The 25217-nt window shown below is 62.6% G+C and carries 22 protein-coding genes and 1 tRNA gene; 15 read left to right on the top strand and 8 right to left on the bottom strand.

Annotation, left to right across the window (positions count from 1 at the left end):
* Nucleotides 1-2 precede the first annotated feature (2 nt).
* Entirely contained in the window at nucleotides 3-1535 is a 1533-nt protein-coding gene (der, locus tag ABFX19_RS12005; RefSeq protein WP_346028391.1) for a ribosome biogenesis GTPase Der, read from the top strand.
* Nucleotides 1536-1623: 88 nt separating this feature from the next.
* Nucleotides 1624-1697, top strand: a tRNA-Pro gene (locus ABFX19_RS12000).
* 82 nt (nucleotides 1698-1779) lie between these two features.
* On the opposite strand, the gene ABFX19_RS11995 is transcribed toward ABFX19_RS12000, so the two are convergent.
* Nucleotides 1780-2808 carry an ion channel gene (locus ABFX19_RS11995; RefSeq protein WP_346028390.1) on the bottom strand — a complete coding sequence of 343 codons (1029 nt, stop codon included), beginning with the start codon at nucleotides 2806-2808 and terminating at the stop codon, nucleotides 1780-1782.
* A gap of 173 nt (nucleotides 2809-2981) precedes the next feature.
* On the opposite strand from ABFX19_RS11995, the gene ABFX19_RS11990 reads away from it, so the two are divergent.
* Together ABFX19_RS11990 and ligD are read left to right on the top strand one after the other, a co-directional pair.
* Nucleotides 2982-3764 carry a siderophore-interacting protein gene (locus ABFX19_RS11990; RefSeq protein ID WP_346028389.1) on the top strand — a complete coding sequence of 261 codons (783 nt, stop codon included), beginning with the start codon at nucleotides 2982-2984 and terminating at the stop codon, nucleotides 3762-3764.
* Nucleotides 3765-3852: 88 nt separating this feature from the next.
* Nucleotides 3853-4875, top strand: coding sequence for a non-homologous end-joining DNA ligase (gene ligD / locus ABFX19_RS11985; RefSeq protein WP_346028388.1), 1023 nt, complete (start codon nucleotides 3853-3855; stop codon nucleotides 4873-4875).
* Nucleotides 4876-4881: 6 nt separating this feature from the next.
* On the opposite strand, the gene ABFX19_RS11980 is transcribed toward ligD, so the two are convergent.
* From ABFX19_RS11980 to ABFX19_RS11970, 3 genes are all read right to left on the bottom strand, one after another.
* Nucleotides 4882-5538 (bottom strand): hypothetical protein, encoded by a 657-nt coding sequence (locus ABFX19_RS11980; protein ID WP_346028387.1) that lies wholly within the window; start codon nucleotides 5536-5538, stop codon nucleotides 4882-4884.
* A 302-nt stretch (nucleotides 5539-5840) separates the two neighbouring features.
* Nucleotides 5841-6290: a DUF6318 family protein gene (locus ABFX19_RS11975; RefSeq protein ID WP_346028386.1), complete on the bottom strand. Its 450-nt coding sequence runs from the start codon at nucleotides 6288-6290 to the stop codon at nucleotides 5841-5843.
* A gap of 296 nt (nucleotides 6291-6586) precedes the next feature.
* Complete coding sequence (locus tag ABFX19_RS11970; protein ID WP_346028385.1) at nucleotides 6587-7636, bottom strand: ATP-dependent DNA ligase; 1050 nt, start codon at nucleotides 7634-7636, stop codon at nucleotides 6587-6589.
* Nucleotides 7637-7849: 213 nt separating this feature from the next.
* Between ABFX19_RS11970 and gcvH the strand changes: the two genes are divergently transcribed.
* The 5 genes from gcvH to ABFX19_RS11945 all read left to right on the top strand — a co-directional run bounded on the left by gcvH (nucleotide 7850) and on the right by ABFX19_RS11945 (nucleotide 10842).
* The gene (gene gcvH / locus ABFX19_RS11965; RefSeq protein ID WP_277357842.1) at nucleotides 7850-8236 is read left to right on the top strand and encodes a glycine cleavage system protein GcvH; all 387 of its coding nucleotides are present in this window, start codon (nucleotides 7850-7852) and stop codon (nucleotides 8234-8236) included.
* Between the two features lie 77 nt (nucleotides 8237-8313).
* A complete protein-coding gene (locus tag ABFX19_RS11960; RefSeq protein WP_056547075.1) occupies nucleotides 8314-8790 on the top strand; it encodes an FHA domain-containing protein in 477 nt (158 codons plus the stop codon).
* A gap of 8 nt (nucleotides 8791-8798) precedes the next feature.
* Nucleotides 8799-9548 carry a transcriptional regulator FtsR gene (gene ftsR / locus ABFX19_RS11955; protein WP_346028384.1) on the top strand — a complete coding sequence of 250 codons (750 nt, stop codon included), beginning with the start codon at nucleotides 8799-8801 and terminating at the stop codon, nucleotides 9546-9548.
* Between the two features lie 9 nt (nucleotides 9549-9557).
* Complete coding sequence (locus tag ABFX19_RS11950) at nucleotides 9558-10067, top strand: bifunctional nuclease family protein (protein ID WP_277357841.1); 510 nt, start codon at nucleotides 9558-9560, stop codon at nucleotides 10065-10067.
* A 181-nt stretch (nucleotides 10068-10248) separates the two neighbouring features.
* The gene (locus tag ABFX19_RS11945) at nucleotides 10249-10842 is read left to right on the top strand and encodes a MerR family transcriptional regulator (protein ID WP_056547084.1); all 594 of its coding nucleotides are present in this window, start codon (nucleotides 10249-10251) and stop codon (nucleotides 10840-10842) included.
* 81 nt (nucleotides 10843-10923) lie between these two features.
* On the opposite strand, the gene ABFX19_RS11940 is transcribed toward ABFX19_RS11945, so the two are convergent.
* On the bottom strand, nucleotides 10924-11751 hold the full coding sequence (locus tag ABFX19_RS11940; protein ID WP_277357840.1) for a ParA family protein: 828 nt from the start codon (nucleotides 11749-11751) through the stop codon (nucleotides 10924-10926).
* Between the two features lie 228 nt (nucleotides 11752-11979).
* Between ABFX19_RS11940 and ABFX19_RS11935 the strand changes: the two genes are divergently transcribed.
* The 3 genes from ABFX19_RS11935 to ABFX19_RS11925 all read left to right on the top strand — a co-directional run bounded on the left by ABFX19_RS11935 (nucleotide 11980) and on the right by ABFX19_RS11925 (nucleotide 18315).
* Entirely contained in the window at nucleotides 11980-15393 is a 3414-nt protein-coding gene (locus ABFX19_RS11935; protein WP_346028383.1) for a pyruvate carboxylase, read from the top strand.
* A 75-nt stretch (nucleotides 15394-15468) separates the two neighbouring features.
* Nucleotides 15469-16899, top strand: a complete 1431-nt coding sequence (locus ABFX19_RS11930) for a nucleotide-binding protein (protein ID WP_346028382.1) — start codon at nucleotides 15469-15471, stop codon at nucleotides 16897-16899.
* 3 nt (nucleotides 16900-16902) lie between these two features.
* Entirely contained in the window at nucleotides 16903-18315 is a 1413-nt protein-coding gene (locus ABFX19_RS11925; RefSeq protein WP_346028381.1) for a mycothione reductase, read from the top strand.
* A gap of 4 nt (nucleotides 18316-18319) precedes the next feature.
* Here ABFX19_RS11925 and ABFX19_RS11920 read toward each other — a convergent pair whose 3' ends face one another.
* Nucleotides 18320-20137, bottom strand: a complete 1818-nt coding sequence (locus ABFX19_RS11920) for an AMP-dependent synthetase/ligase (RefSeq protein WP_346028380.1) — start codon at nucleotides 20135-20137, stop codon at nucleotides 18320-18322.
* A gap of 156 nt (nucleotides 20138-20293) precedes the next feature.
* Between ABFX19_RS11920 and ABFX19_RS11915 the strand changes: the two genes are divergently transcribed.
* Nucleotides 20294-21424: an ROK family glucokinase gene (locus ABFX19_RS11915; RefSeq protein WP_346028379.1), complete on the top strand. Its 1131-nt coding sequence runs from the start codon at nucleotides 20294-20296 to the stop codon at nucleotides 21422-21424.
* 15 nt (nucleotides 21425-21439) lie between these two features.
* Here the strand turns inward: ABFX19_RS11915 and ABFX19_RS11910 are convergent, their stop codons facing one another.
* Nucleotides 21440-21898, bottom strand: coding sequence for a hypothetical protein (locus tag ABFX19_RS11910; RefSeq protein WP_346028378.1), 459 nt, complete (start codon nucleotides 21896-21898; stop codon nucleotides 21440-21442).
* The gene (locus ABFX19_RS11905; protein WP_346028377.1) at nucleotides 21895-22659 is read right to left on the bottom strand and encodes an alpha/beta hydrolase; all 765 of its coding nucleotides are present in this window, start codon (nucleotides 22657-22659) and stop codon (nucleotides 21895-21897) included. The genes ABFX19_RS11910 and ABFX19_RS11905 overlap by 4 nt, the downstream gene beginning before the upstream one ends.
* 151 nt (nucleotides 22660-22810) lie before the next feature.
* Between ABFX19_RS11905 and ABFX19_RS11900 the strand changes: the two genes are divergently transcribed.
* Nucleotides 22811-23767: a lysophospholipid acyltransferase family protein gene (locus ABFX19_RS11900; protein WP_277357832.1), complete on the top strand. Its 957-nt coding sequence runs from the start codon at nucleotides 22811-22813 to the stop codon at nucleotides 23765-23767.
* Between the two features lie 66 nt (nucleotides 23768-23833).
* Entirely contained in the window at nucleotides 23834-25204 is a 1371-nt protein-coding gene (locus ABFX19_RS11895; RefSeq protein ID WP_056547105.1) for a class II 3-deoxy-7-phosphoheptulonate synthase, read from the top strand.
* The last annotated feature ends 13 nt before the right edge of the window (nucleotides 25205-25217 follow it).

Raw genomic sequence — 25217 nt, 5'->3', positions numbered from 1 at the left:
ATATGAGCGAGAACCAGACCGGACTTGAGGAAGAGTACGAGCCCACGGGCGAGGACTCCGTATCCGAACACATCCACGCCCTGGATGATGCGGAGGCTGAGCGCCGCGCTGAATCGCTGCGCGCCGGTCTGGAGGACTATGAGCTGGACGAGGAGGACGCAGCCCTCCTCGCGCAGGAGTTGGGCGATTACGACGACGACGCCCCGGTCCGGCTGGATCCGGTCCTTGCGATCGTCGGGCGTCCCAACGTCGGCAAGTCGACGCTCGTTAACCGCATCCTCGGACGCCGCGAGGCAGTCGTGGAGGACACTCCGGGTGTCACGCGTGACCGCGTGATGTACTCGGCCACCTGGAACGGCAACGACTTCACGCTGGTGGACACCGGCGGTTGGGAACATGATGCGCGCGGTATTCACGCTCGCGTCGCCGACCAGGCTGAGGCCGCCGTCGACCTCGCCGATGCCGTGCTGCTTGTTGTGGATGCAACGGTCGGGGCTACCGCCACCGACGAGGCGATCGTGCGGATGCTGCGGCGCAAGAAGAGGCCGGTCATCCTGGTCGCCAATAAGGTCGACGACATCCAGAATGAGGCCGATGCCGCAGCGCTCTGGTCGCTTGGCTTCGGCGAGCCGATGCCGGTGTCCGCGTTGCACGGCCGCGGTACGGCGGACATGCTGGACAGGGCTGTTGAGCTCATGCCGGAGTTTTCCGAGCACGGCGGACTGGAGCGTTCCGGCGGCCCGCGCCGGGTTGCGCTGATCGGGCGCCCGAACGTCGGCAAGTCCTCACTGCTGAACAAGTTGGCAGGTACCGAGCGGGTTGTCGTTGACCCGTTGGCCGGCACCACGCGCGATCCCGTGGACGAGATGATCGAGCTCGGTGGCCGTGTGTGGCGCTTCGTCGATACTGCGGGCATCCGCCGACGCCAGCATATGGCGCAGGGCGCCGATTTCTATGCGTCGCTGCGCACTCAGTCCGCGCTGGAGAAGGCGGAGGTCGCCGTCGTCCTCCTCGCGGTTGACGAGGTGCTCAGTGAGCAGGATGTGCGGATCCTCAATCTGACCATTGAATCCGGCCGTGCGCTGGTGCTCGCGTTCAACAAGTGGGACCTGCTCGACGACGAACGCCGCCGCTACCTGGAGCGCGAGATCGAGCAGGACCTGGCGCACGTGGAGTGGGCGCCACGCGTCAATCTTTCCGCGATGACCGGCTGGCACAAGGACCGTCTTGTACCTGCACTTGATCGGGCGCTCGAGTCCTGGGACAAGCGCATCCCCACCGGCAAACTGAACGCGTTCCTTGGTGAGCTCGTTGCAGCCCATCCGCACCCGGTGCGCGGTGGAAAGCAGCCGCGCATCCTGTTTGGGACGCAGGCCTCATCGCGTCCTCCGCGTTTTGTCCTCTTCACCACCGGATTCCTCGACCCGGGATACCGCCGGTTCATCACGCGCCGCCTGCGTGAGACGTTCGGTTTCGAGGGGACGCCGATCGAGGTTTCGATGCGCGTTCGGGAGAAGCGCGGACGCAAGAAGTAGATGCATCGTCGCCCTGCACCGGTTCGCTGGTCAGGGCAGCGATAGGATAGGATTCTTGAGGTGGTTCGGACGGTATGTCCGCGCCAATCGGGATGTGGCGCAGCTTGGTAGCGCACCTGACTGGGGGTCAGGGGGTCGCAGGTTCAAATCCTGTCATCCCGACAGCGAGGTCCCGGAAACTTACGGTTTCCGGGACCTTTTTCGTTCCCCCGGGCGTCCTTCGGGGCGGAGTTTCCGCTCCCCGCTACCTGGACATGGCGCCGGTGATTTCCTGCGCTGAGAGCCTGCGTTCGCCTACGTAATAGAGAACTGAGCCGGCAGGCAGCGGCGAGTCCCATCCGGGATTGATGACGGCTCCTTCGTGTTGAACTGCAAGCACCGTCGTAGTGAACTTTCGCCCCAATGCTTCCTGCACCTGGCCGAAGTTCATGGTCGACAGCGTGTTCGGCAGCGTTGTGCTGTAGGTATTCCTGCCCCCATGGGACATCAGGTCCGCGTAGACAATTGCAATACCCGGGTCTTGGAGTTCTTCGATAGCGAGACGCGGTGAGTGCCACTGGACGCAGCGGACGTCGTCGTCCACGTAGGAGAAGTTGCGGGCGCGGCTCATATCCCGCAACGTGACAACGATGTGCGCGTCGGGGTTTACGTGCGTGGCAGCCACAGTGATGGTCAGCGCTTCATTATCATCCCGAGCGTCGATGAGGATCCGCGTTGCGCGATGGACCCCGGCACGCTTCAGCACGCCTTCTTCGGCGAGGTCACCGCGGACAAAGCCGAGGTTGGCGTGGTCCGACATGGGGTTTTCGGCGACGTCTTCCCAGGTGCATAGCGCCACTGGGTCAGCGCTGTCTGCCAGGATCTCCTGCACCAGCCGTTCGGTGCGGCCGGGCGTGTAGCCGACAATCACCAGGTGGTCCGACATATCGAGGTCTGACTGACCCTTCATGCGCCGTCCTTTCGCGTTTTCGATCGCGGTTGCGATGCGGGTGAATAGCGTGGTCAGGGTAACGATGCCGCCGATGATGACGTAGACGCCAACAAGGTGCCCGCCGACTGTAGTGGGAAAGAAATCGCCGTAACCGACAGTGGAAGCCGTAACCATGAACCACCACCAGTAGTTCTCTGGTGACGTGATGGTGTTGCTGGATGGCTCTGCCCATGCCATGAGCGGCCAACTGGTCAGGAACACTGTAAGGATAATGAGACCCGGCGCCACCCAGATGCGGGAGCGGCCAAGTCGGCGAATCAAGCGGGAGAGTACAAACGGCACCCGGCGTTCCTTCCTGGGGATGGGCGATCACTCTCTGACCCTATGCCCTTGGGCCCGGCACGCTTCGAGCCCGTGAAGATTCAGTGGAACGTGTCCGGGCGTGAGAAGTTGGATGTGTGAATAATGTCCCGAAGAAGGCAAAGCCGGCGCGGCCGCAGCTTATTTTTGATGTCGTGAGTGCTTCCTGGCTGACCCCTCACATGGTGCGGGTGACACTTGGTGGACCTGCATTCGACCAGTTTCAGCGCAAGGACGTCACTGACAGCTATGTGAAGCTCTTGTTCGCGAAGCCGGAACTCGGACTTGAGCCGCCCTACGATCTCGCTGCGCTTCGTGAACAGCTGCCGCCCGAGGACGTTCCGGTCACCCGTACCTACACGGTTCGGCAGGTCAATTCGGTTGACCGGACCATCGACATCGATTTTGTCGTTCACGGTGATGAGGGCTTGGCCGGTCCCTGGGCGGCCCAAGCAAAGCAAGGAGACCCGATCGCATTGATGGGCCCGGGTGGAGCCTACGCTCCTGACGCGAATGCCGACTGGCACTTATTTGCCGGTGATGAGTCAGCGCTGCCTGCCATTGCCGCGGCCCTTGAGTACCTGCCGGAGGAGGCTGTGGGCGTTGCTTTCCTTGAGTGCGGCGGAAACGACGACGTCCTCGAGCTCTCGAAACCGTCCGGTGTAGAGATCGTTTGGGTTCACCGTGACGCGCGTGATGACAGGACGAAGTCGCTACTCGCCGCTGCGGTCACCGGATATCAGTGGCCGACTGGACGCGTACAAGTCTTCGCGCACGGCGAGCGGGAATCCATGAAGGCGCTGCGGGACGTCTTCCTCAAGGATCGCGGATTGTCCAAAGACCAGCTCTCGTTGTCCGGATATTGGGCTGCTGGGCGTACCGAAGACAAGTTCCAGGCCGAGAAGCGCGAGCCGATTGGTGTGGTCCTCCCTACGTGACCCTTTCGACATGCTCGATCTGCGGCATGCTCGATCTGCGGCGTGCCGCGTCGGGTGCGTTCGTGGTCCTGCAGAGTATGTTGGACGCATGGCATCCGAGGCGACAATCTTATCCGTTGATGGGCCGCACGGCACCCGCGAAGTACGCATCTCGAGTCCCAGCCGTGTCATGTGGCCGGCACTCGGACTGACGAAGCTTGATCTGGCGAAGTACCTCATCGATGTAGGCGACGCCTTCATTGCGGCCAATGGAGACCGTCCGCTCGCGCTGCAGCGTTTTGGGGACAACATCGATGGTGACCAGTTCTTCTCGAAGAACCCGCCGAAGGGTGCACCGGACTATATCCGCTCCGTGAAGGTCGAGTATCCGAGTGCGCGGTCCCACCCGCAGCTGGTGATAGATGAGCCGGCGGCAGCGGTGTGGGCAGCCCAGATGAATACCGTCGTATTTCACCCGTGGCCGTCCCGTGCCGACAACTCGGACAACCCAGACCAGCTGCGCATCGACTTGGATCCTCAACCCGGCACCGATTTCGACGACGCCGTGCCGGCTGCGATGGAGCTGCGAAAAGTGCTGCAGGAGGCCGGGCTCAACGCATTTTTGAAGACGTCGGGTAACAGGGGTATCCACGTGTACGCGCCTATTGAGCCCGTGCGGGAGTTCCTTGATGTGCGGCATGCGGTAATTGCTGCTGCCCGTGAACTTGAGCGGCGTATGCCTGAGCAGGTGACCACCTCCTGGTGGAAGGAGGAGCGGGGCGAGCGGATATTCGTCGACTTCAATCAAGCGAACCGGGACCGCACTATCGCAGGTGCATATAGCCCGCGGGCGCTCTCACACGCTCCGGTTTCCTGTCCCATAACGTGGGAAGAGCTTGAGAGGGTACACCCCAAGGACTTCACGATCCTGACGGTGCCGGATCGGCTGCGTACGGTCGGTGACCCGTGGGCCGACTTCCACGAGAAGCCAGGGACTATCGACACGCTGCTCGAATGGTGGCAACGGGACTTGGATTCCGGTCTCGGGGAGCTGCCGTTTCCGCCCGATTACCCCAAGATGCCGGGGGAGCCGCCAAGGGTTCAGCCAAGCCGGGCGAAGAAAGACAAGTAGGTTTCGCTAACACCCCCACGCTGACGGGTTTTCTGCGCACGTGCCGTCCACAAGCCGGTTATCCGAGCGCCAGATACTGATCAGGTGCGGGTCTGATTGAACCGCGGCTTGTCCCGCGATAGGAATCCATGGCCCGCCATTGACCGAATAGTCCCCATTGAAGCGGGTAGTGAGGACCAGGTTGTAGTCCCCGGTCTCGCCGTAGGCATGACTGGTGGGTGTTTCCACCAAGAGCCAGTCCGACTCGGGGACGGCGTTCCCGGCGGTTTGGGTGGTCCGGGTAGTGCCGTCGCCATAGTTCCAGTCGTAGGCCACCGGCCAGGCACGGATCCGCACCTGGTCGCCGAGGGTTTCGAAGGCAAACTCTTGTTCTTCAACGTCCGCCCAGAAGTTGTTGTGTCCGCCCAGTAGCCCGAAGTTGTTCGGCTCTGAAATTACGGCAGCGGCGATGATCGGCTGACTCTGGAAGTCCTCGAGAGTGATGACTACCGCCGGTTCCGCCACCTCTCCGCCGTTCGGCGGCTCTGGCGCAGGGGAGCCCGGATAGAGGCAGGACCTGTCGCCAGTGCGTGTTTCCGTGGGCGGGGTAGTGGAGCTGTCGATAGCAATCCACTCGACCATGGCGCCGTCGGGTTCGGAATCACAGGCAGCGTCTATGATCACGCAATCGCCTCGGTTCAAGAAGCTGCCAACTCCTTGCAAGCAAACTCGTTCGTAGCTGTACGTGATGGTTGTGGTCGCGACAGGGGCTGCAATATTCGAGCCCGACCTGACCGGGTTAGTGCCAGTGCCAGCCGGAGTGTCCTCGCTTGCTTCCTTTGTAGAGTTGACAGCGACGTCGTCACTCCCGCCGAGGATGCCTTTTGTGTCTCCTTCAGCAGCTACCGCCTCCGTAGTTCCGGTAAACATGGCAGCGACAATCAGCACTGCCCATAAGCATCGAAAAATGGATTCTTTTAGCATCCCTATGACGCAACTTCCACTGTCCCGAAGTCGAGCATCGTCCAGTGATCTGTCTCGTAGAGGGCGATAAGCTTCCGCAAAGTGGGTTCAGCGATAGCAGGGACTTCTTCCAAGGACTCCCCGTTGGGATCGAACACCGTAAGTTCGTGTTGGACGAGGGACACGAAGGAATCGACCGAGCCGGTGGCAGTTCGACGAAACTTAGTTTCGAAGCTCTCAAGACTGACCTCCCCACCACTCTGCCAGCCGCCGGTTGCATATGTGTCGCCAGTCGTTTCAGCAATGTTCTTGCAATTCTTGCAACCTGTGTCCGTCACCGCCCAGAGCGGCTCAAAGTCGTTAGTAGCCTGCGCGTAGTTCAGCAGCGCAAACCACCACTCCGTGAACGCCTCCAGCCCCTCCACCGTATTCTCGTCCGCAAGGGCCGGCTTTTCCGGAACCGGAATGTTCACGGCGGGCCCGGCTGCGGAAGCGGGAGACGGCGTCGGCGTGGGCGTAGCTGAGGGTGCCTCAGACGCCGAAGGTACTGCTGACGCCGACGGAGATTCCGACGGCGTCTGAGCTGCGCCGGGATCACCACCTGAGCACCCGGCGAGAACAAGAACTGAAAGGGCGGCGCCGGCAAGGGCACACGCCAGGCGAGACTGATTCATGAATTCCCCGAACCTGTGATGAAGTAAGCTGCCAACCATCCTAACCAGAGTCGGTTGACACGCCAGCAGTTATCCACACGCAGGGGTAACGACGCCTAGGCGAGCACCTCGCTGAGGTCGTATGCCGCCGGAATTTCCAGCTGCTCGAACGTACAGGACCGCGCTTCCCGGTCCGGGCGCCACCGATCAAATTGCACCGTGTGCCGGAACCGGTCGCCCTCCATCTGGTCGTACCGCACCTCCATGACCCGTCGCGGATGCAAGCGGACATACGAAACATCCTTCGCGGAAGCGAACCGGCTCCGGTCCGTCTCGCCGCGAACAATCTCGCCGTCCTCATCCCGGATGACATCGGGCTCAAGCTCGTCAATCAGTTCCAACCGTCGCTTGTCGGAGAATGCGGAGGCGCCGCCGACATTACGCAACTCACCGCCGTCGTCGTACAGGCCCAGAAGAAGCGAACCAACACCCTGACCGCTCTTGTGTACGCGGTAGCCAAGTACAACGACGTCGGCAGTGCGCTTGTGCTTGACCTTGAGCATGCGGCGTTTATTCGGCTCGTAGGCAGCCGCCAGCGGCTTGGCGACCACACCGTCCAGCCCGGCACCCTCGAACTCGACCAGCCAACGCCGAGCGAGCTCGACGTCGTCGGTCACCTGTGAGAGGTGCACCGGTTCGGAAAACATTTCAGCAATTCCCTCCAACGCCTTTCGGCGATCTGAGAAAGGGACATCCAACAGATTGTGTTCGTCAAGACCGAGCAGATCAAAGGCAATGAACGACGCCGGTGTCTCCTTGGCGAGCAGGCGGACCCTGCTGTCGGCTGGGTGGATCCGCTGCGACAGAGCTTCCCAGTCGAGGCGCTCAGCTCCAGGTTCACCGCGGCGGACAACAATCTCTCCGTCGACCACGCACCGCTCAGGTAGGTTCTCAAGGAGTGCCTCTACGAGCTCGGGAAAGTACCGGGTGAGCGTCTTGGACCCGCGGCTGCCGATTTCACACTTCCCGTCCTCCACATGGATAACCGCGCGGAAGCCGTCCCACTTCGGTTCGTAGCTGAGTCCGCCGGGAACGCTGTCTGGCTCTGGGACAGCGTCCACGGCTTTAGCGAGCATCGGCTGAATCGGGAAGGGCAGGTCAGTCATGGATCGATCCTGTCTCATCGAGATCTGAATTTCCATGGACACGGCATATGTGCAGCGCGGTGACGCTGGAATTGAACGTTCCGAAAGAGGTGACGCACGGCATGGGCACTGTGCCTATACTCGTTCCTAAGGCCCCCGATCGGAAGAGAAGGGGCCGCCGCTTATTTACCGCATGCCAGGAATCATCCGTCCGGTGCCCACGAAAGGCCGACAATGAGCAACATTCCCGAAGACCTTTACTACACGGCTGAACACGAATGGGTCACAGCCCCCGACAACAATGGCGTTGTTCGTGTCGGCATCACCGACTTCGCCCAGGATGCGCTCGGCGACGTCGTTTATGTCCAGATGCCGGAGGCCGGCTCCAAAGTAGGTTCATCCGATGTCATCGGTGAAGTTGAATCCACCAAGAGTGTCAGCGACATTTACGCCCCGCTCACCGGCGAGGTCGTCAACCGTAACGAAGCGCTCGACGGCGAGCCTGCCCTGATCAACACCGATCCATACGGCGACGGTTGGCTGCTTGAAATCAAGGTGGAGGACAGCTCGGTGGTCAAGGAGCTTCTCAGTTCGTCGGAATACTCACAGCAGGTAGGCTAGGGTTACCGGCTCAGGCAAACAGATGGTGGCCAGCCGGGTAACCGGTTGGCCACGAGTTTTGGGGAAGGAAATTTTCAATGGTAGGCGAGAACAACGCAGCCGCACAGGACGCTTCGGGATCGCATGTGCCTTCACCTGAAACCACCACAATAGGACTGCCGCCGCAGACCTCCACGTCGGTGGAACCGCGGCTCACTCGCGAGGAACTCGCGGCCGTTGCCGCCCTCCCGGCCGGATCGGCACTGCTGATAGCACACACCGGACCGAATGCCGGTGCTCGTTTCCTTTTGGACGAAGATGTCACGACGGCCGGACGCCACCCGAACGCTGATATTTTCCTCGATGACGTCACGGTTTCTCGCAAGCATGCTGAATTTCGCCGTGAAGCAGAGGGCTTCCGGGTTGTTGACTCCCGCAGCCTCAACGGCACCTATGTCAACAATGATCGCGTAGACAGCGTGGTGCTGCGCAACGGTCACGAAGTGCAGATCGGCAAGTTCCGCCTCACTTTCTATGCTGCCGGGAGCGTGTCGCAGCCGCAGGGTCAGGTCTAGGGACTTTCATGCCCTCCTCCCAGCCGTCCCGGCGACCCGTGGGTGTAGCCCCGGAGCGTGTCAGCGGGAACGTACTGAATATCGGGGAGGTCCTCACTGAGCTGGCCGGGGACTTCCCGCACATCAGTGCCTCCAAGATTCGGTTCCTGGAGGAAAAAGGCCTAATCAGTCCTCAGCGCACCCGTGCGGGCTATCGGAAATATACGCCTGTCGACGTCGAGCGGTTGCGTTTTGTCCTGGCCCTCCAACGCGATCAGTACCTGCCGCTTAAAGTCATCAAGGACTACCTCGACGCGGTGGACCGGGGAGAGCGCCCCGAGAACCTGCCCGGCGGTCTCACTCTCGCGCCGCGGATGGTCTCGGAGCAGCTAGCCCGCGAGCTCGGATCGCACGCTCGCCGGCTCACGCGGGAAACCCTGGCCGCGGAGGCAGGTGCACGCCCGGAACTGGTTCGGGACCTCATGGCGTTCGGTCTCATCGCCGAGGTGGAGGGCCGTTTCGATGAACACGCGCTGAAGATCACTCGTGCGTGCGTCCAGTTGGAGTCCCACGGAATCGAGCCGCGGCACCTTCGTCCTTTCCGTGCTGCAGCGGACCGTGAACTCGGTCTTGTTGAGAGCGTCGTCGCCCCGGTCGCCTCCCGCCGGGACGTTGCATCCAAGGCCCGGGCTGCAGAAACCGCTCGCGAAATCAGTGAGCTGTGTCTGAACCTCCACAGCGCCCTCGTCCAGGGCCAGATTGCGCGGATGGAAAATTAGGAGGCAGACATGATCGAGATGGATGTTGTGGGCGTTCGCATCGAGCTGCCGTCCAATCAGCCCCTCGTGCTGCTCAAGGAATCCGCAGGCACGCGCCACATCCCCATCTGGATCGGTGCGCCTGAGGCCAGTGCAATCGCCTTCGTCCAGCAGGGCATTGTTCCGCCGCGGCCCATGACTCATGATCTCCTGGTCAGCATGGTGGCAGCACTGAACCACACCGTAACTGAGGTCCGGATCGTTCGGGTTGAGGATACGGTGTTCCACGCTGAGGTGGTGTTTGAGGACGGAACCACTGTCAGTTCCCGTGCGTCAGATGCCATAGCAATCGCACTGCGTGTGCCATGCCCGATTTACTGTGCCCCACAGGTCATGGAGGACACCGGGGTGGAGATCGCAGAAGCTGACGACGACGACGGCGAGGCGGCTTCCCCCGAAGGCCAGGCTAACGCTGAGCGTGAATTGAAACAGTTCCGCGAGTTCCTGGCCGACGTCGAACCCGAAGACTTTGAGAAGTAAGCAAAAACGACACGGTTGGATTGTTATGTACGGCATCTTTGACCTCGGGCACCCGGAGATCTAACGTCGAAGCATACAGTTCCCATTGCACTAGCTGTAAACTCAGGGCAACACTCAATAAACCCCTGTGGACCTCGGCTTGCGCCACTTCCCCCCGGGAACCAGAACGAGGAGGCAACACGTGAGTCCGAAAGGCGACGCCGGTACGGGTGCCAACGCGGCCGCTACGGGTACTGCGATACCTGCCAGCGCACAGGGCCTGCTCTTCACCGAAGACCTCCCTGTGTTGGATGAAGACGCGGGTTACCGCGGCCCCACAGCCTGCAAAGCCGCAGGCATCACTTATCGCCAGCTCGATTACTGGGCGCGCACCGGCCTGGTTGAACCGGCGGTCCGGGGCGCCAAGGGATCTGGATCCCAGCGGCTCTACGGTTTCCGGGACATCCTGGTGCTCAAGGTTGTTAAACGTCTGTTGGACACCGGAGTTTCACTTCAGCAAATTCGCAGCGCCGTTGAGCACCTGCGGGAGCGCGGCGTCGAGGATCTTGCGCAGATCACATTGATGAGTGACGGCGCGAGCGTATATGAGTGCACGTCTGCAGACGAAGTGATTGATCTTGTCCAGGGCGGGCAGGGAGTCTTCGGCATCGCCGTCGGGCGTGTATGGCGGGAAGTTGAAGGCAGTCTCGCAGCGCTACCCAGCGAGCACGCAGCCGACCAGAACTTCCCGGATGACGAGTTGAGCAAGCGACGGGAAGCCCGCAAAATCAGCTGATCGGAAGTGTGCATTGTGCCCCGCCCCGAGCGGGGCATTTTTGTGTCCTGCGTCAGGATTGAGTAGATCGCAGGCCGTGCTTCAGCGGCGCGCCACGCGATTGCGCATACGGCCGGAATCGAGCAGCGCACGGAGCAAATCATCGAAGTACCCGGCGGCCTGCTTGGCCGATTCACCCGGCCAGTGGTGCACCGCGTGCGCCGCGCCCTGGATCTGCTGCCAGTTGGCCTGTTCTGCGATGGTTGGGCTGAGCAGGAGGTCGCCGAACATCTGCTTCATCTCGTTCAACCGGAAGGTGTGCTCATTGGAACCGGTGCGCACCCGGTTGGCGACTATCCCTGCGGGTGTGAGGTTCGGTGCAAACTCGTTCTTGAAAAGTTCAATGGCCCGCATGGTCCGTTCAGTGCCGGCAACGGAGAACAGTCCGGGTTCGGCAACAAGCAGAACCCTGTTGCTCGCAGTCCAGGCCATGCGCGTGAGGCCGTTCAGCGAAGGTGGGCAGTCAATCAGGACAAGGCGGTAATCCTCAACCCGTTCCAGCAGCATCGACAGGCGGCGTAAGTCGCGCTTTCCCAAGTCGGGGCGGTCGTAAATGCCAGAGTACGCAGAGCCGATCGCGACATCGAGGACGGGAGCCGTGCCGTTCGAGCCACGCTTCACGGCGTTACTCACCCAACCGCTTGGCGCCACATTGGCTGCAAGATCTCCCCGACGTGCATTCTTCAGCAGGCGGCCGATGTCAGTCTGATCGCCAGCTTGAACACCCAGTCCGGTGGTGGCGTCCGCGTGGGGATCGAGATCAACAACAAGTGTGGGGATTCCAGCGGACATCGCCGCCGATGCGAGTCCAAGGGTGACCGAGGTCTTGCCGACCCCACCTTTGAGGCTGCTGATGCTCACTACTTGCACTTGTTGAACCAATACCTAACGTTGAGATGCCCGGATCGCAGGATCTATGGTGCCCGCACACCTATTCATCATAGGTGGACCGATAGTTCCGACGAACTCGGCTCTACGGTGAGGCGCGACAAGAAGTTACCGGCTCGTGAACGCAGATTACTGTGACCAGAAAGACCAAATGTAGGCTGGGGACGCTAAGTTGTCGTTCCATCGAACCCGCAAGAGCACAGGAGAGCAATGTTCTCGAAGATTCTGGTAGCCAACCGAGGCGAAATCGCCATTCGTGCGTTCCGGGCGGGTTTTGAAACCGGCGCCAAGACGGTAGCGGTTTTCCCGCAGGAGGACCGCAACTCGATCCACCGGCAGAAGGCCGATGAGGCCTACCTGATCGGTGAGGAAGGCCATCCGGTCCGCGCTTATCTGGACGTCGATGAAATTGTTCGGGTAGCCAAGGAGGCGGGCTGCGACGCAATCTATCCTGGCTATGGTTTCCTTTCGGAGAACCCGAACCTTGCACGCGCAGCGGCCGACGCCGGGATCACCTTCGTGGGCCCGCCGGCTGATGTGCTGGAGCTGGCCGGCAACAAGGTCCGTGCGCTGGAAGCAGCCCGTCAGGCTGGTATCCCGGTTTTGAAGTCTTCACAGCCGAGTGCCGATCTTGAGGAGCTGGTATCGGCGGCGGATGAGATTGGTTTCCCGATTTTCGCAAAGGCGGTCGCCGGTGGCGGCGGCCGCGGTATGCGCCGGGTGGACAAGCGGGAGGACCTGCGCGAAGCCCTTGAGGCGGCGATGCGCGAGGCAGACTCCGCGTTCGGTGACCCGACCATGTTCCTTGAGCAGGCGGTGCTGCGCCCGCGGCATATTGAGGTTCAGATCCTCGCCGACGCCGAGGGCAACGTGATGCACCTGTTTGAGCGGGATTGTTCCCTGCAGCGCCGTCACCAGAAGGTGATTGAGATCGCTCCGGCACCGAACCTTGATGAGAACATCCGTCAGGCGCTGTACCGTGACGCGGTCGCGTTCGCGAAGGCTTTGAATTACGTGAACGCGGGAACGGTGGAGTTCCTCGTGGACACGGTCGGTGAGCGCGCCGGGCAGCACGTCTTCATTGAGATGAACCCGCGTATCCAGGTGGAGCACACGGTGACGGAGGAAGTCACCGACGTCGACCTCGTCCAGTCACAGCTACGCATAGCAGCGGGGGAGACGCTGGCGGATCTTGGCCTGTCGCAGGATTCAGTGCGGCTTCGGGGTGCTGCCCTGCAGTCCCGGATCACCACGGAGGACCCGGCGAACGGGTTCCGCCCGGATGTCGGGAAGATCACCGCGTACCGGTCGGCCGGCGGCGCGGGTGTGCGCCTGGACGGTGGCACGGTCTATGCGGGCGCTGAGATCAGCCCGCACTTCGACTCGATGTTGGTGAAGCTCACCTGCCGCGGCCGGGACTATGAATCCGCGGTCCGCAGGGCACGCCGCGCGCTGGCGGAGTTCAGGGTGCGTGGGGTGTCGACGAACATCTCATTCCTGCAGGCGGTACTGGAGGATCCGGACTTCATCGCCGGTAACGTCGCCACCTCGTTCATCGATGAGCGCCCCGAACTGCTCACGGCCCGGGTCTCCGCTGACCGTGGCACGAAACTGCTGAACTGGCTCGCTGATGTCACCGTGAATAAGCCCAACGGGGAACTCACGGTTGAGCTTGACCCGGCCGAGAAGCTACCGGAAATCACCGAGCCGGAGCAGGACACGGCGAAGCGTCCGGGAAGCCGGCAGCGGCTGCAGGAATTGGGTCCGGAGGGTTTCGCTGCGGAGTTGCGCGCGCAGACGGCGTTGGCGGTCACTGACACCACGTTCCGGGATGCTCACCAATCGCTGTTGGCGACCCGGGTCCGTACCCGTGACCTTGCCGCGGCAGGTGCGGCGGTCTCGGCGAAGATGCCGGAACTGCTCTCTGTCGAGGCGTGGGGCGGGGCTACCTATGATGTCGCGCTGCGCTTCCTGGGCGAGGACCCGTGGGAGCGGCTCGCTGTGCTGCGCGCCGAGATGCCCAACGTGTGTCTGCAGATGCTGTTGCGTGGCCGCAACACGGTCGGCTATACCCCGTACCCGGAAGCGGTCACCGAAGCGTTCGTGCAGGAAGCCGCAGCGACGGGTATCGATATCTTCCGGATCTTCGATGCCCTGAACGATGTTTCGCAGATGGAACCGGCGATCCGCGCCGTCCGGGACACCGGAACCGCCGTCGCCGAAGTGGCCCTGTGCTACACCTCGGACATGCTCGATCCGGAGGAAAAGCTCTATACCCTGGATTACTACCTCGACCTTGCGCAGCGCATCGTCGACGCCGGTGCGCACATCCTTGCAATCAAGGACATGGCGGGGCTGCTGCGCCCGGCGGCGGCGGCGAAGCTTGTCACCGCGCTGCGTGAGCGGTTCGACCTGCCGGTCCACCTGCACACCCATGACACCGCGGGTGGTCAGTTGGCCACCCTGCTGGCGGCTTCCAACGCCGGGGTCGACGCCGTCGATGTCGCCAGCGCTTCATTGGCCGGAACCACCAGCCAGCCCTCTGCCTCCGCTCTGGTCGCAGCCCTCGCGCACACCGAACGTGACACCGGCATGTCGCTGGAGGCTGTGAGCTCCCTGGAGCCGTACTGGGAAGCAGTGCGGCGGGTGTACGCCCCGTTCGAGTCCGGGCTGCCCGGGCCGACGGGCCGTGTCTACCGGCACGAGATTCCTGGCGGTCAGCTCTCCAACCTCCGCCAGCAGGCCATTGCCCTGGGTCTGGGTGAGCGGTTCGAAGCCGTCGAGGACATGTACACGGCGGCGGACCGGATGCTCGGCCGGCTGGTGAAGGTCACCCCGTCCTCCAAGGTCGTCGGGGACCTCGCCCTGCAGCTCGTGGGCTCGAACGTGGACCCTGCCGCGTTCGAGGAGAACCCGCAAAGCTACGACATCCCGGATTCCGTGATCGGGTTCCTCAGCGGTGAACTCGGCGACCCGCCCGGAGGCTGGCCTGAACCGTTCCGCACCAAGGCCCTGCAGGGACGCACCATCAAGGTCCGCGACGCGGACCTGGCCGCCGAAGACCAGCAGGCACTGGCGGGCGACTCGGCGACCCGCCGCGCCACGTTGAACCGGTTGTTGTTCGCAGGGCCCACGAAGGACTTCCAGACCACTCGGGATACCTTTGGAGACGTGTCCGTCCTGGACACCCGCGATTACCTCTTTGGGTTGCAGCAGGGCAGCGAGCACGTCATCGAACTCGAGAAGGGTGTCCGCCTCATCGCCACCCTCGAGGCAGTCTCTGAACCGGACGAGAAGGGCATGCGGACCGTGATGTGCACCCTCAACGGGCAGATGCGCCCCGTCGTCGTACGCGACCGCAGTGTCCACAGTGACGTCAAGGCCGCCGAGAAAGCCGACCCTGCCCAGCCCGGTCACGTCGCCGCACCGTTCGCGGGCGCCGTCACAGTCAGCGTGGCTGAAGGTGACACCGTCCAGGCAGGTGACACTGTCGCAACCATTGAAGCAATGAAGATGGAAGCAGGCATCACCACCACCGTCGGCGGAACCGTCAAACGGCTCGCTATCGGCGCCATCGAACAGGTACAAGGCGGCGACCTCCTCCTGGTCATCGATCCCTCCTGAAAGGTGCCTGCGCTAAGGTGATGCAGAATCCACCTGTGGTGTCCCGCTGCGGGTGTTATGCGAGCGTGAGGAATTATGGCGAACGAGAAGAAGCCGGCAGAGCGGTCCAAGGACGGGGTCGGCGTGCCGCAGGAGTCGGATGAGGCCGTAATGACTGGAGACCAGTCCGCTGGCGAGACGGCTACCGGCGGCGCCGGCACGGCACAGTCAGACGAGCAGGCGGGCTCGGATGAGTCGCAACACCCAGCACCGGAAGCGGCCGGGGAGTACACGCTGAGCTCTGAGGACGACGCCGCTTCACCGGATGGCGCTGATCTGGGCGGTCCTGCGGTGGTCCAGGCGCCGCTGCCGGACCGGCTGCCGCACATCGGGATCACCCCCGCCACGGATGGGCAGCGCCCGGGACAACATCCGACCGATTCTTCCGAGCTCACCCTGGCCGACAGCGACATCCGGCTCTCCGAGGATGAGGAGTTGACCGGTTGGCAGCCGTCAGGCGGACGTGGCAGCGAACTACCTGCTGTCCCTCAGGCTGTTACCCCCGCATCCCCTGACCGCAGCGCGCGGCGGAACAGGGAAGAGGGTCCGGAGCCGGCGTCGTCGCTCACGGCAGACAGGCTGCTGACGTCACAGCAGCGTGCTCCCATCAGCGGATGGCGGTACTGGCTGTACAAGGCGACCTTCGGCTACCTGAACCTCGGCGATTCGGACGCCGTGCGCATCCGCCGTGCGCTTGAGCACCGGGTGAGCGTCCGGTTGGGGGAGCGGACCCGGTACGTCCCGGTGCTTTCCCGCAAGGGCGGCGTCGGGAAGACAACGGTGACTACCCTGCTCGGAATGGCTCTGGCAGACATCCGCGAGGACCGGATCATTGCCATGGACGCCAACCCGGACCGCGGCACGCTCTCCGACCGGTCGCCGGGCAAAGCCGACTTCACCGCGCGCCAACTGGTGCAGAACCGGTTCATGGTCGATTCCTTCGCACAGCTGTCCAGTTATGTTGCACGGGACGGCTCGCGCCTTCACGTGCTCGCCTCCGACACCGATCCCGCTGTTGCCCAGGCGTTCGATGACGCTGATTACCGCGCGGTGACGGACATCCTCGGACGGTACTACTCGATCGTCCTCACTGACTCCGGCACCGGTATGGTGCACTCGGTTATGAAGGGGACCCTCGAGAAAGCCGACGCCGTCGTCCTCGTTTCAGGCGGCAGCGTCGACGAGGCGCGCCTTGCGTCCGAAACGCTGTCCTGGCTTGAAGCGCACGGCCGGCATGATTTGGTGGCCAAGGCAATCGTGGTGGTCAACATGTCCTCCGGGAACCGCACGGAGGTCAACGTCAACGAGATCGAGGAACACTTCCGTTCCCGTGTCGGCACTGTTGTGCGCATCCCGTATGACCGCCATCTCGCCGAGGGCTCCCGCGTGGAGCTTTCCAAACTGCAGACCCGCACCAGGGATGCAGTGGTTGAGCTCGCCGCGCTTGTTGTAGATCAGCTGCACTGACCCGTGATCCACTACGACCTCGCGATTATCGGGTCCGGCTCCGGCAACACCATCATCACGCCTGAGTGGGATGACAAAAGAATCGCGATCATCGAAGGCGGGACTTTCGGCGGAACCTGCCTGAACGTGGGCTGCATCCCGACCAAGATGTTCGTCTACCCGGCGGAGCTGGCCCGTGCAGCTGACGAGGCCGGCCGCCTCGGAGTGGACCTGCAGCACACCGGAACACGCTGGACAGACCTGCGGGACCGGATTTTCACCCGCATCGACAGCATCTCCGACGCAGGGCGTGTCTACCGGGCCGATGAACTGCAGCATGTTGACCTGTACGAGGAAGACTTACGTTTCACCGGCGACCACTCTCTGAGAACGAACGCCGGCACCGAGATCACTGCTGATCAGGTGGTCGTCGCGGCAGGCTCGCGGGCAGTGATTCCGGACATTCCAGGACTGGACCTGCCACAGGTCCACACCTCGGACACCGTCATGCGGCTGGAGGAACAGCCACGAAGGATGCTGATTATCGGTGGCGGGTACATTGCAGCCGAGTTCGCGCACATCTTCTCTGCCCTCGGCACCGACGTCACCCTTGCGGTGCGGTCGGGACACATGCTGCGCTCCCTCGACGACACCATTTCCGAACGTTTCACGGAGAAGGCACTGGCGCAGTGGAAGGTTCTTACCCGACACCAGGTCGACAGAGTGGACGCCAACGCCGACGGATCGGTCACCGCTAACGTCACTGGACCTGACGGAACCGCTCTGTCTGTGGAAGCCGACGTCGTGCTCGTCGCGACCGGACGCACGCCGAACAGCGACCGGGTGGGTGCAGCGGCGGTCGGTTTCGACGAAACCGAAGACGGCCGGATTGCGGTTGACCCGTTCCAGCGAGTGCTGAGGGACGGCAAGCCCGTACCCGGAGTCTGGGCACTCGGGGACATCTCAAGCCCCTTCCAGCTCAAGCACGTCGCTAACCATGAGGCGCGGGTGGTATCCCACAACCTGCTTCATCCGGAGGCCCTGCATACCAGCGATCACCGTTATGTGCCCGCAGCCGTCTTCACCAGGCCACAGATCGCGACCGTGGGTCTTACCGAAGAGCAGGCACTGGAACGCGCGGAGCGAACTGGTTCACGCGTTGCGGTGGCCGTCCAGCAGTACGGGTCAACCGCCTACGGGTGGGCGATGGAAGACACCTCGGGCATCGTGAAGGTGCTCGCGGAGGAAGACAGCGGCATCATCCTCGGCGCACACATCATGGGACATGAAGCCTCGAACCTGATCCAGCCGATCATTCAGGCAATGCACTTCGGTCTGGACGCGTTCACCATGGCCCGCGGCCAGTACTGGATTCACCCCGCGCTGACCGAGGTGGTGGAGAACGCCCTGCTTTCGCTGAAGGCGCCCTCCACCTGAGAACCTACGCCTGCTGCATGCGCTGCTGCGCGTAGATTTCCTCAACCACCGTGGAGTAGTCCTTGAGCACCTGCGCGCGCTTGATCTTCATCGACGGCGTGAGATGACCGCTTGCCTCTGTGAAGTCGTGCTCAACGATGCGGAATACCTTGATCGCCTCCGCCTGGCTGACCGACTCATTTGCGGAATCCACGAGCGCCTGGATTTCTGCGCGGACCGCGGGATGATTCGCCGCTTCAGCCATCGTGGTTCCGGCAGGAAGGTCGTGACGCTCAAGCCATCCGGGCAAAGCTTCCTCATCGAGGGTTATCAAAGCGGAGATGAACGGCCTCTGATCTCCCACAACAACACACTGGGACACGAGCGCGTTGGCGCGGATGGTGTCCTCCAGCTGTGCCGGGACGACGTTCTTGCCGCTGGCCGTCACAATAATTTCCTTCTTGCGCCCCGTGATGCTCAGGAAACCGTCCTCGTCGAGTTGCCCAATGTCGCCGGTGTGGAACCAGCCGTCGGTGAAGGCTTCCTCCGTGAGATCGGGACGCTTGAAATAGCCTTTCAGGACGCAGACGCCCTTGGTGAGGATTTCGCCGTCGTCCGCGATCCTGACTGCGTTGCCCGGCAGCGGCGCACCCACCGTGCCTATCTTGATCTTCTGCGGCGTGCTGACCGAGATGGGCGCCGTGGTTTCAGTCAGCCCGTACCCCTCGAGCACCATCAGCCCGATGCCATGGAAGAAGTGGCCGAGCCGGTCGCCCAGCGGCGCGCCGCCTGACACAGCATGCTGGACCCTGCCGCCCATAGCGGTCCGGATTTTGCCATAGAGCAGCTTGTCGAAGATGGCGTGCTTGACCTTCAGGCCGAGGCCCACCTTGCCCGCCTGGTCGGCTTTCGACCAGGCGATCGCGACATCGACGCCGGCATGGAAAATCTTGCCCTTGCCGTTGTCCTCGGCCTTCAGCATGGAGTTGTTGTAGACCTTCTCGAACACGCGCGGTACAGCCAGAATGAAGGTCGGCTTGTAGCTTTGCAGGTCCGGAAGCAGGTTCTTGATGTCCGGTGTGTGCGCAACGGTGGCGCCGGCGGCAACGCAGAGCACCGAGATGAACCGCGCGAAGACGTGCGCGAGGGGCAGAAACATGATGGTCTGCGCGCCCTCGTGTGCAACTTCGGGCAGCGCCGCCGCCGCGTTCTCCGACAACTCAACGAAGTTGCCGTGCGTCAGTTCGCACCCCTTGGGCTTTCCGGTTGTCCCGGACGTGTAGATGATGGTCGCTACATCGTCGAGACCTGCGATCAGGCGCCGCTCCTCAAGCGCTGCATCACCAATGGCCGCCCCGGCTTCCCGCAGGGTATCGAGCCCGCCGCCGTCAAACTGCCACACATCGCGGAACCCCTCCAGGTTCTCCGAGGCAACTGCCTGACGCACCACGTTCTCGTGGCGGCCAGACTCCACGAAAGCAGCGACTGCACCGGAATCACCAAGGATCCAAGCGACCTGCGACGGCGACGACGTTTCATACACAGGCACGGAGACAGCCCCCGCGAACCAGACGGCAAAATCAACCAGAGCCCACTCATACCGGGTACGCGCCATGATCGCGACGCGGTCGCCCGCTTCCACACCTGACGCCATCAGGCCCTTGGCGATCCTGCGAACATCGGAAAGGAAGTCCGTTGCGCGGATATCGGACCATTGCCCTGAGGCGTCCTTCGTGGCAAAAAGGGCAGGATTGCTCTGTTTCTCCGCCTGCTTCACCACGAGGTGCGTAGTGTTGTTGTCCCGAGGGACCTTCACCTTGACCGGAACGCTGAATTCGCGCACGGGAATCTCCTTTGATCTTCATCACATCCTGTGAGTGGCCCTAGCCTATAGCTTTTCCCGGGAGCTCTTACTCTCCAGTAATGTACAAAACGGTAACGGTGAACCGCAGTCAGCAACGCGGTGCAGTCCCAGAACGACGGCGGGAGGCCGGTACCCATGCAGGCGGAACGAGAAGAGCGTCCCACGGCAGGCGGAAACCGTTTCGGCGGCGGAAGCCGCCAACCCCTTGGATCGCCGCTGGCCGCCGGCTCCCGTTACGCGGCGCGCCCGTTGCGTGCACGGGGTCTTGCCATCGGCATCGACATCGGCGGGACCAAGGTTGCAGCCGGGGTCGTGGATCCGGACGGCACCATCGTGGCCTCTGCCCGCAGGGAAACTCCCGGCCAGGATCCGCGTGCAGTGGAAAGAGTCATCGCTGACCTGGTGCGGGAGCTTGGAAGCGGTCGCCGCATCCGGTCAGTCGGGATCGGCGCCGCCGGGTGGATGGACCTCGACAACGGGACGGTCCTGTTCAGCCCGCACCTTGCCTGGCGCAACGAACCATTGAGAGCCAACCTGGAGAAGGCGCTGCGGCGGCGCGTCACCGTGCTCAATGATGCCGACGCCGCCGCCTGGGCCGAATGGCGTTTCGGTGCAGGGCGTGGGGAACCGCGGCTCGTCCTCATCACGTTGGGCACCGGAATAGGCGGCGCAATGATCATGGGCGGTGTGCTTGAGCGCGGACGCCACGGCGTGGCGGGGGAGTTCGGCCACCAAATCATCGTGCCGAACGGGCATCGCTGCGAGTGTGGAAACCGTGGTTGCTGGGAGCAGTACGCCTCGGGCAACGCCCTGGGCAGGGAAGCCCGCGAGCTGGCGTCCGCCAATTCACCGGTGGCGCAAACGCTGCTGCGGGAGGTGAATGGCAACATCGACGCCATCACCGGAGCAGTGGTCACACGCCTGGCGCTTCGTGGCGACCCGGTGTGCCGGGAGTTGATTGACGACGTCGGTCAGTGGCTTGGCCTTGGCCTCGCGAATCTCGGTGCCGCCCTGGACCCGGGGACCTTTGTCATCGGTGGCGGACTCGGCGCCGCCGGGCAGCTCCTCATTGACCCGGCGCGGCGAACCTTCGAACGTAATCTGACCGGACGCGGCTTCCGTCCCGCCGCCATGATCACCTCAGCAGCGCTGGGTCCGGATGCCGGCCTCGTCGGCGCCGCGGACCTCTCACGGATCAGATACCGCCCATTGTTGGGCAGGGCTTACGGAAATGCGCCGTCGGGACGTTTCCGTGAGCGGCGCTAAGCCGCCGGCGGCAAGTTAGACCTCCGCGCCGTCGTCGTCGTAATCACGGGTTTTCGGAAGGCGGAAGATCAGGAACGTCACGCTCGCAATGAAGATCCCGACGATTCCCAGCATCACGGTGGTGGAGACTGACCGCCAGAACATTGCAATCAGCATGAGCGCTACTGGGCCGCCCACCGCGCACAGCCAGGCCAGCACCACGAGGGGATCTCCCACGCCGAGGGCCGGAGGTTCGGGCGGCTGGTAGGTGCCGTCATCCTCATTTTCGGATGCCGAGTAATCCCGGGGGCCGGGCGGCGCCGGTGCAGGCTGGTTGTCGAAGATCGCCCGAACGCGCTCCTCGGCGGTGGGTGCAGGTCCTGATGCCTGACGTTCGGGAAAGTCACTGCTGGGGCTTTCTTCCAACCGCGCGACGAGGTCCTGCCAGACGGCGTCGTCAGTGGATTCGTTAGGGTCCTGTGCTCGGGGACTCATGCGGTGGTACCTGCTGTCACGTGCTCGATGAATGCTGCGGAGCGCTCGAAGATGAGCTCCTGGTCGTGGTCCATGGTGGCCACGTGGTAGCTGTTCTCCAACCGTATTACTTCCAAGTGTGCGCTCCCAATGCGCCTTTGTAGAACTTCCAGGCTGCTTTCCGGCACAATCCTGTCCACATTGGACCGGAAGACCAGCGTGGGTGCGGTGACCTGGGGGAGCCGGTCGGTGGTGTCGCGAAAAAGCTGCGCAAGCTGGTGGACTGCAGCGACCGGCGTACGGGGATACGCCCGCTCGTCCATGCCCTCCTTCCGGATGTCATTGCCGATCGAGGGGACCGACCGGAGCAGGTACTTCAGTACGCCGGCGTAACGGGCGCGCGGATCGCCCATGGTGAGGCCGGGATTTACGACGACGACGCCAGCCACCGGTTCCAGCGCCGCCAACCGCAGAGCGAGGGCACCACCCATCGACAGTCCTGCCACGACCACCGCGTCAGTATTTCGAGCCAGATCCTGATACGCCGTGTCGATCCCCTCGTACCAGCGCTCCCAGGGTGTCCTTGCGAGCTCCTGCCAGGTGGTGCCGTGCCCGGCCAGCAACGGGAGCCGCACGGCAAAGCCGTAATCAGCCAGGTACCGGGCCCAGCCAGCCACGCTCGCCGGCGAGCCGGTGAAGCCATGGCTCAGAAGAACCCCAATACGTGCGTTATTTCCTGAACCGTTCGAGGAGAACGCTGCGAGAGTGGGGTCGGCCGTCATGATTCCAATGGTGTCATCGCGTTCCGCGGACTGCCAGTGACGTCCCGCACACTGTCCGCCCGTAGAGTAGTGTTCCAAGAACCCGTTTGCGGAAGGCATGGTTTTGCCTGTTCCCAGGTAATCGGAACATCCACGCAGGAAGGCTGGCAGAGTGTTCTACTGGATCATGAAGAGGATCTTTATTGGTCCACTTGTGAATCTCTTGTTCAGGCCATGGGTCAAGGGACTGGATAACATTCCGGCAACCGGTGCAGCTGTCATCGTGAGCAACCACCTATCTTTCTCGGATTCGATCTTCCTTCCACTTGCAGTGCCGCGTCCTGTGGTGTTTCTGGCTAAATCCGAGTACTTCACAGGCAAGGGCCTGAAAGGAAAGCTGACCGCTGCGTTTTTTCGGCTGACAAACCAGCTGCCGATGGATCGTTCCGGGGGCGCCGCGTCCGCCACGTCGCTGTCGGCAGGAGAAGAAATCCTGAAGTCCGGTGCGTTGCTGGGTATCTATCCCGAGGGAACGCGTAGCCCGGACGGCAGGCTTTACCGCGGAAAGACCGGCGTTGCCAAGCTGATCCTCGCAACCGGGGTACCGGTCATTCCGGTTGCCATGATCGGTACGGACAAGGTGCAGCCCATCGGAAGACGGATCCCGAATATTCGCCGTGTGGGCATCATCGTCGGGGAGCCGATGGACTTCCGGCGCTATGCAGGGATGGGCGAGGACCGCTTCATTCAACGTTCCGTGACCGATGAAATCATGTATGCGCTCATGCGGCTCTCCGGTCAGGAGTATGTCGACGTCTACGCCAGCAGCGTCAAGGAGCGTCTCGCCAGCGCGAAGACGGCAGGCAGGAAGACCAGCAAGAAGGCGGAGCGGATCGCGGATCCGTCCCGTCAGGCCGCCGTCCGGCTGGAAGGCTCTGCTCCGGCAGACGTATTTCAGCCGTCGTCGGACACCTCCTTGCCGCCAAGTACCGAAGGTCCGTTGCCCGGTGAAGTACGAACCATCGGACATGACCCTGGCGAGGCCTCTGATGAGACGCCGGACCCTCCTGCCGCACCCCGGCGAACACGGAAAAGGCACGAGGGCGATTCCAGCAGCCGGGCTATGTGACGGGACGGGCGCTGCCGCATGACAGGGGAGTCCGCCGGCATCGGGTATAGCCATTAGGCTTAAGTAGTGACCGAAACAACCGTTACCTCCGCTTCCCGTTCAGCAGCACCCGATCATGGGCTGGATATCTGGCGGGAGCTGGCGATCTCCCAGCAGCCCAGCTGGCAGGACTCCACGGTTCACCGGTCTTCTCTCGACGAGCTCTCCACGCTGCCGCCGCTTGTTTTCGCAGGTGAGGTGGATGTGTTGCGTGAGCGGCTCGCCGCCGCTGCCCAGGGTAAGGCGTTCCTCCTGCAGGGGGGCGATTGCGCGGAGACTTTCGAGGGCGCCACCGCAGACAGAATCAGCGCTCGTGTGAAGACCATCCTCCAGATGGCCGTAGTCCTCACGTACGGTGCCTCGCTTCCTGTCATCAAGATGGGACGCATGGCCGGCCAGTTCGCGAAGCCGCGTTCATCGAACGATGAAACCCGCGAAGGCGTGACCCTACCGGCATACCGCGGGGACATGGTGAACGGGTATGACTTCACACCGGAGAGCCGTGGTCATGACGCCTCCCGGATGGTGCGGGCGTACCACACCTCCGCATCGACGCTCAATCTGATTCGCGCCTTCACCCAGGGCGGATTTGCAGACCTCCGTCTCGTCCACCACTGGAATAAGGGCTTCACTGCCAATCCGGCCCACTCGCGGTACGAATCGCTGGCGCGCGAAATTGACCGCGCCGTCCGCTTCATGGAAGCCTGCGGCGCCGATTTTGATGCCTTGACCCGCGTCGAGTTCTTCGCCAGCCATGAGGCCCTGCTGCTTGAGTATGAGCGCGCATTGACCCGCACCGACTCACGCACAGGCCTGCCTTATGACACGTCGGCACACTTCCTGTGGATCGGCGAGCGAACGAGGGATATCGACGGCGCTCACATTGATTTCCTGTCACGCGTACGCAACCCGATTGGGGTGAAGCTTGGCCCCGGTACGTCGCCGGATGATGCGTTGGCACTCATTGACAAGCTGGACCCCAACAGGGAGCCGGGCCGCCTCACGTTTATCACCCGGATGGGCGCCAAGAATATCCGCGAGAAGCTGCCCAACCTCGTGTCAAAGGTGACTGATTCCGGCGCCAAGGTCCTCTGGGTAACTGATCCAATGCACGGCAACACGGTCACTTCCCCCAACGGGTACAAGACCCGCAATTTCGACGATGTCATGGATGAGGTGCGCGGTTTCTTTGAGGTACACAACGAACTCGGCACCTTCCCGGGCGGCCTTCACGTTGAGATGACCGGTGATGACGTCGCGGAGTGCCTCGGCGGAGCGGACCCGATCGATCAGGAAGCGTTCCTCGACCGCTATGAGTCCGTGTGTGATCCACGCCTGAATCACATGCAGTCCCTCGAGATGGCTTTCCTTGTGGCCGGGGCGCTGTCCCGACGCTAACCGGCGCAGCTAC

The sequence above is a fragment of the Arthrobacter parietis genome (assembly GCF_039530425.1).
Taxonomy (GTDB): Bacteria; Actinomycetota; Actinomycetes; order Actinomycetales; family Micrococcaceae; genus Arthrobacter_D; species Arthrobacter_D parietis.
This window is presented reverse-complemented; position numbering and strand designations above follow the sequence as displayed.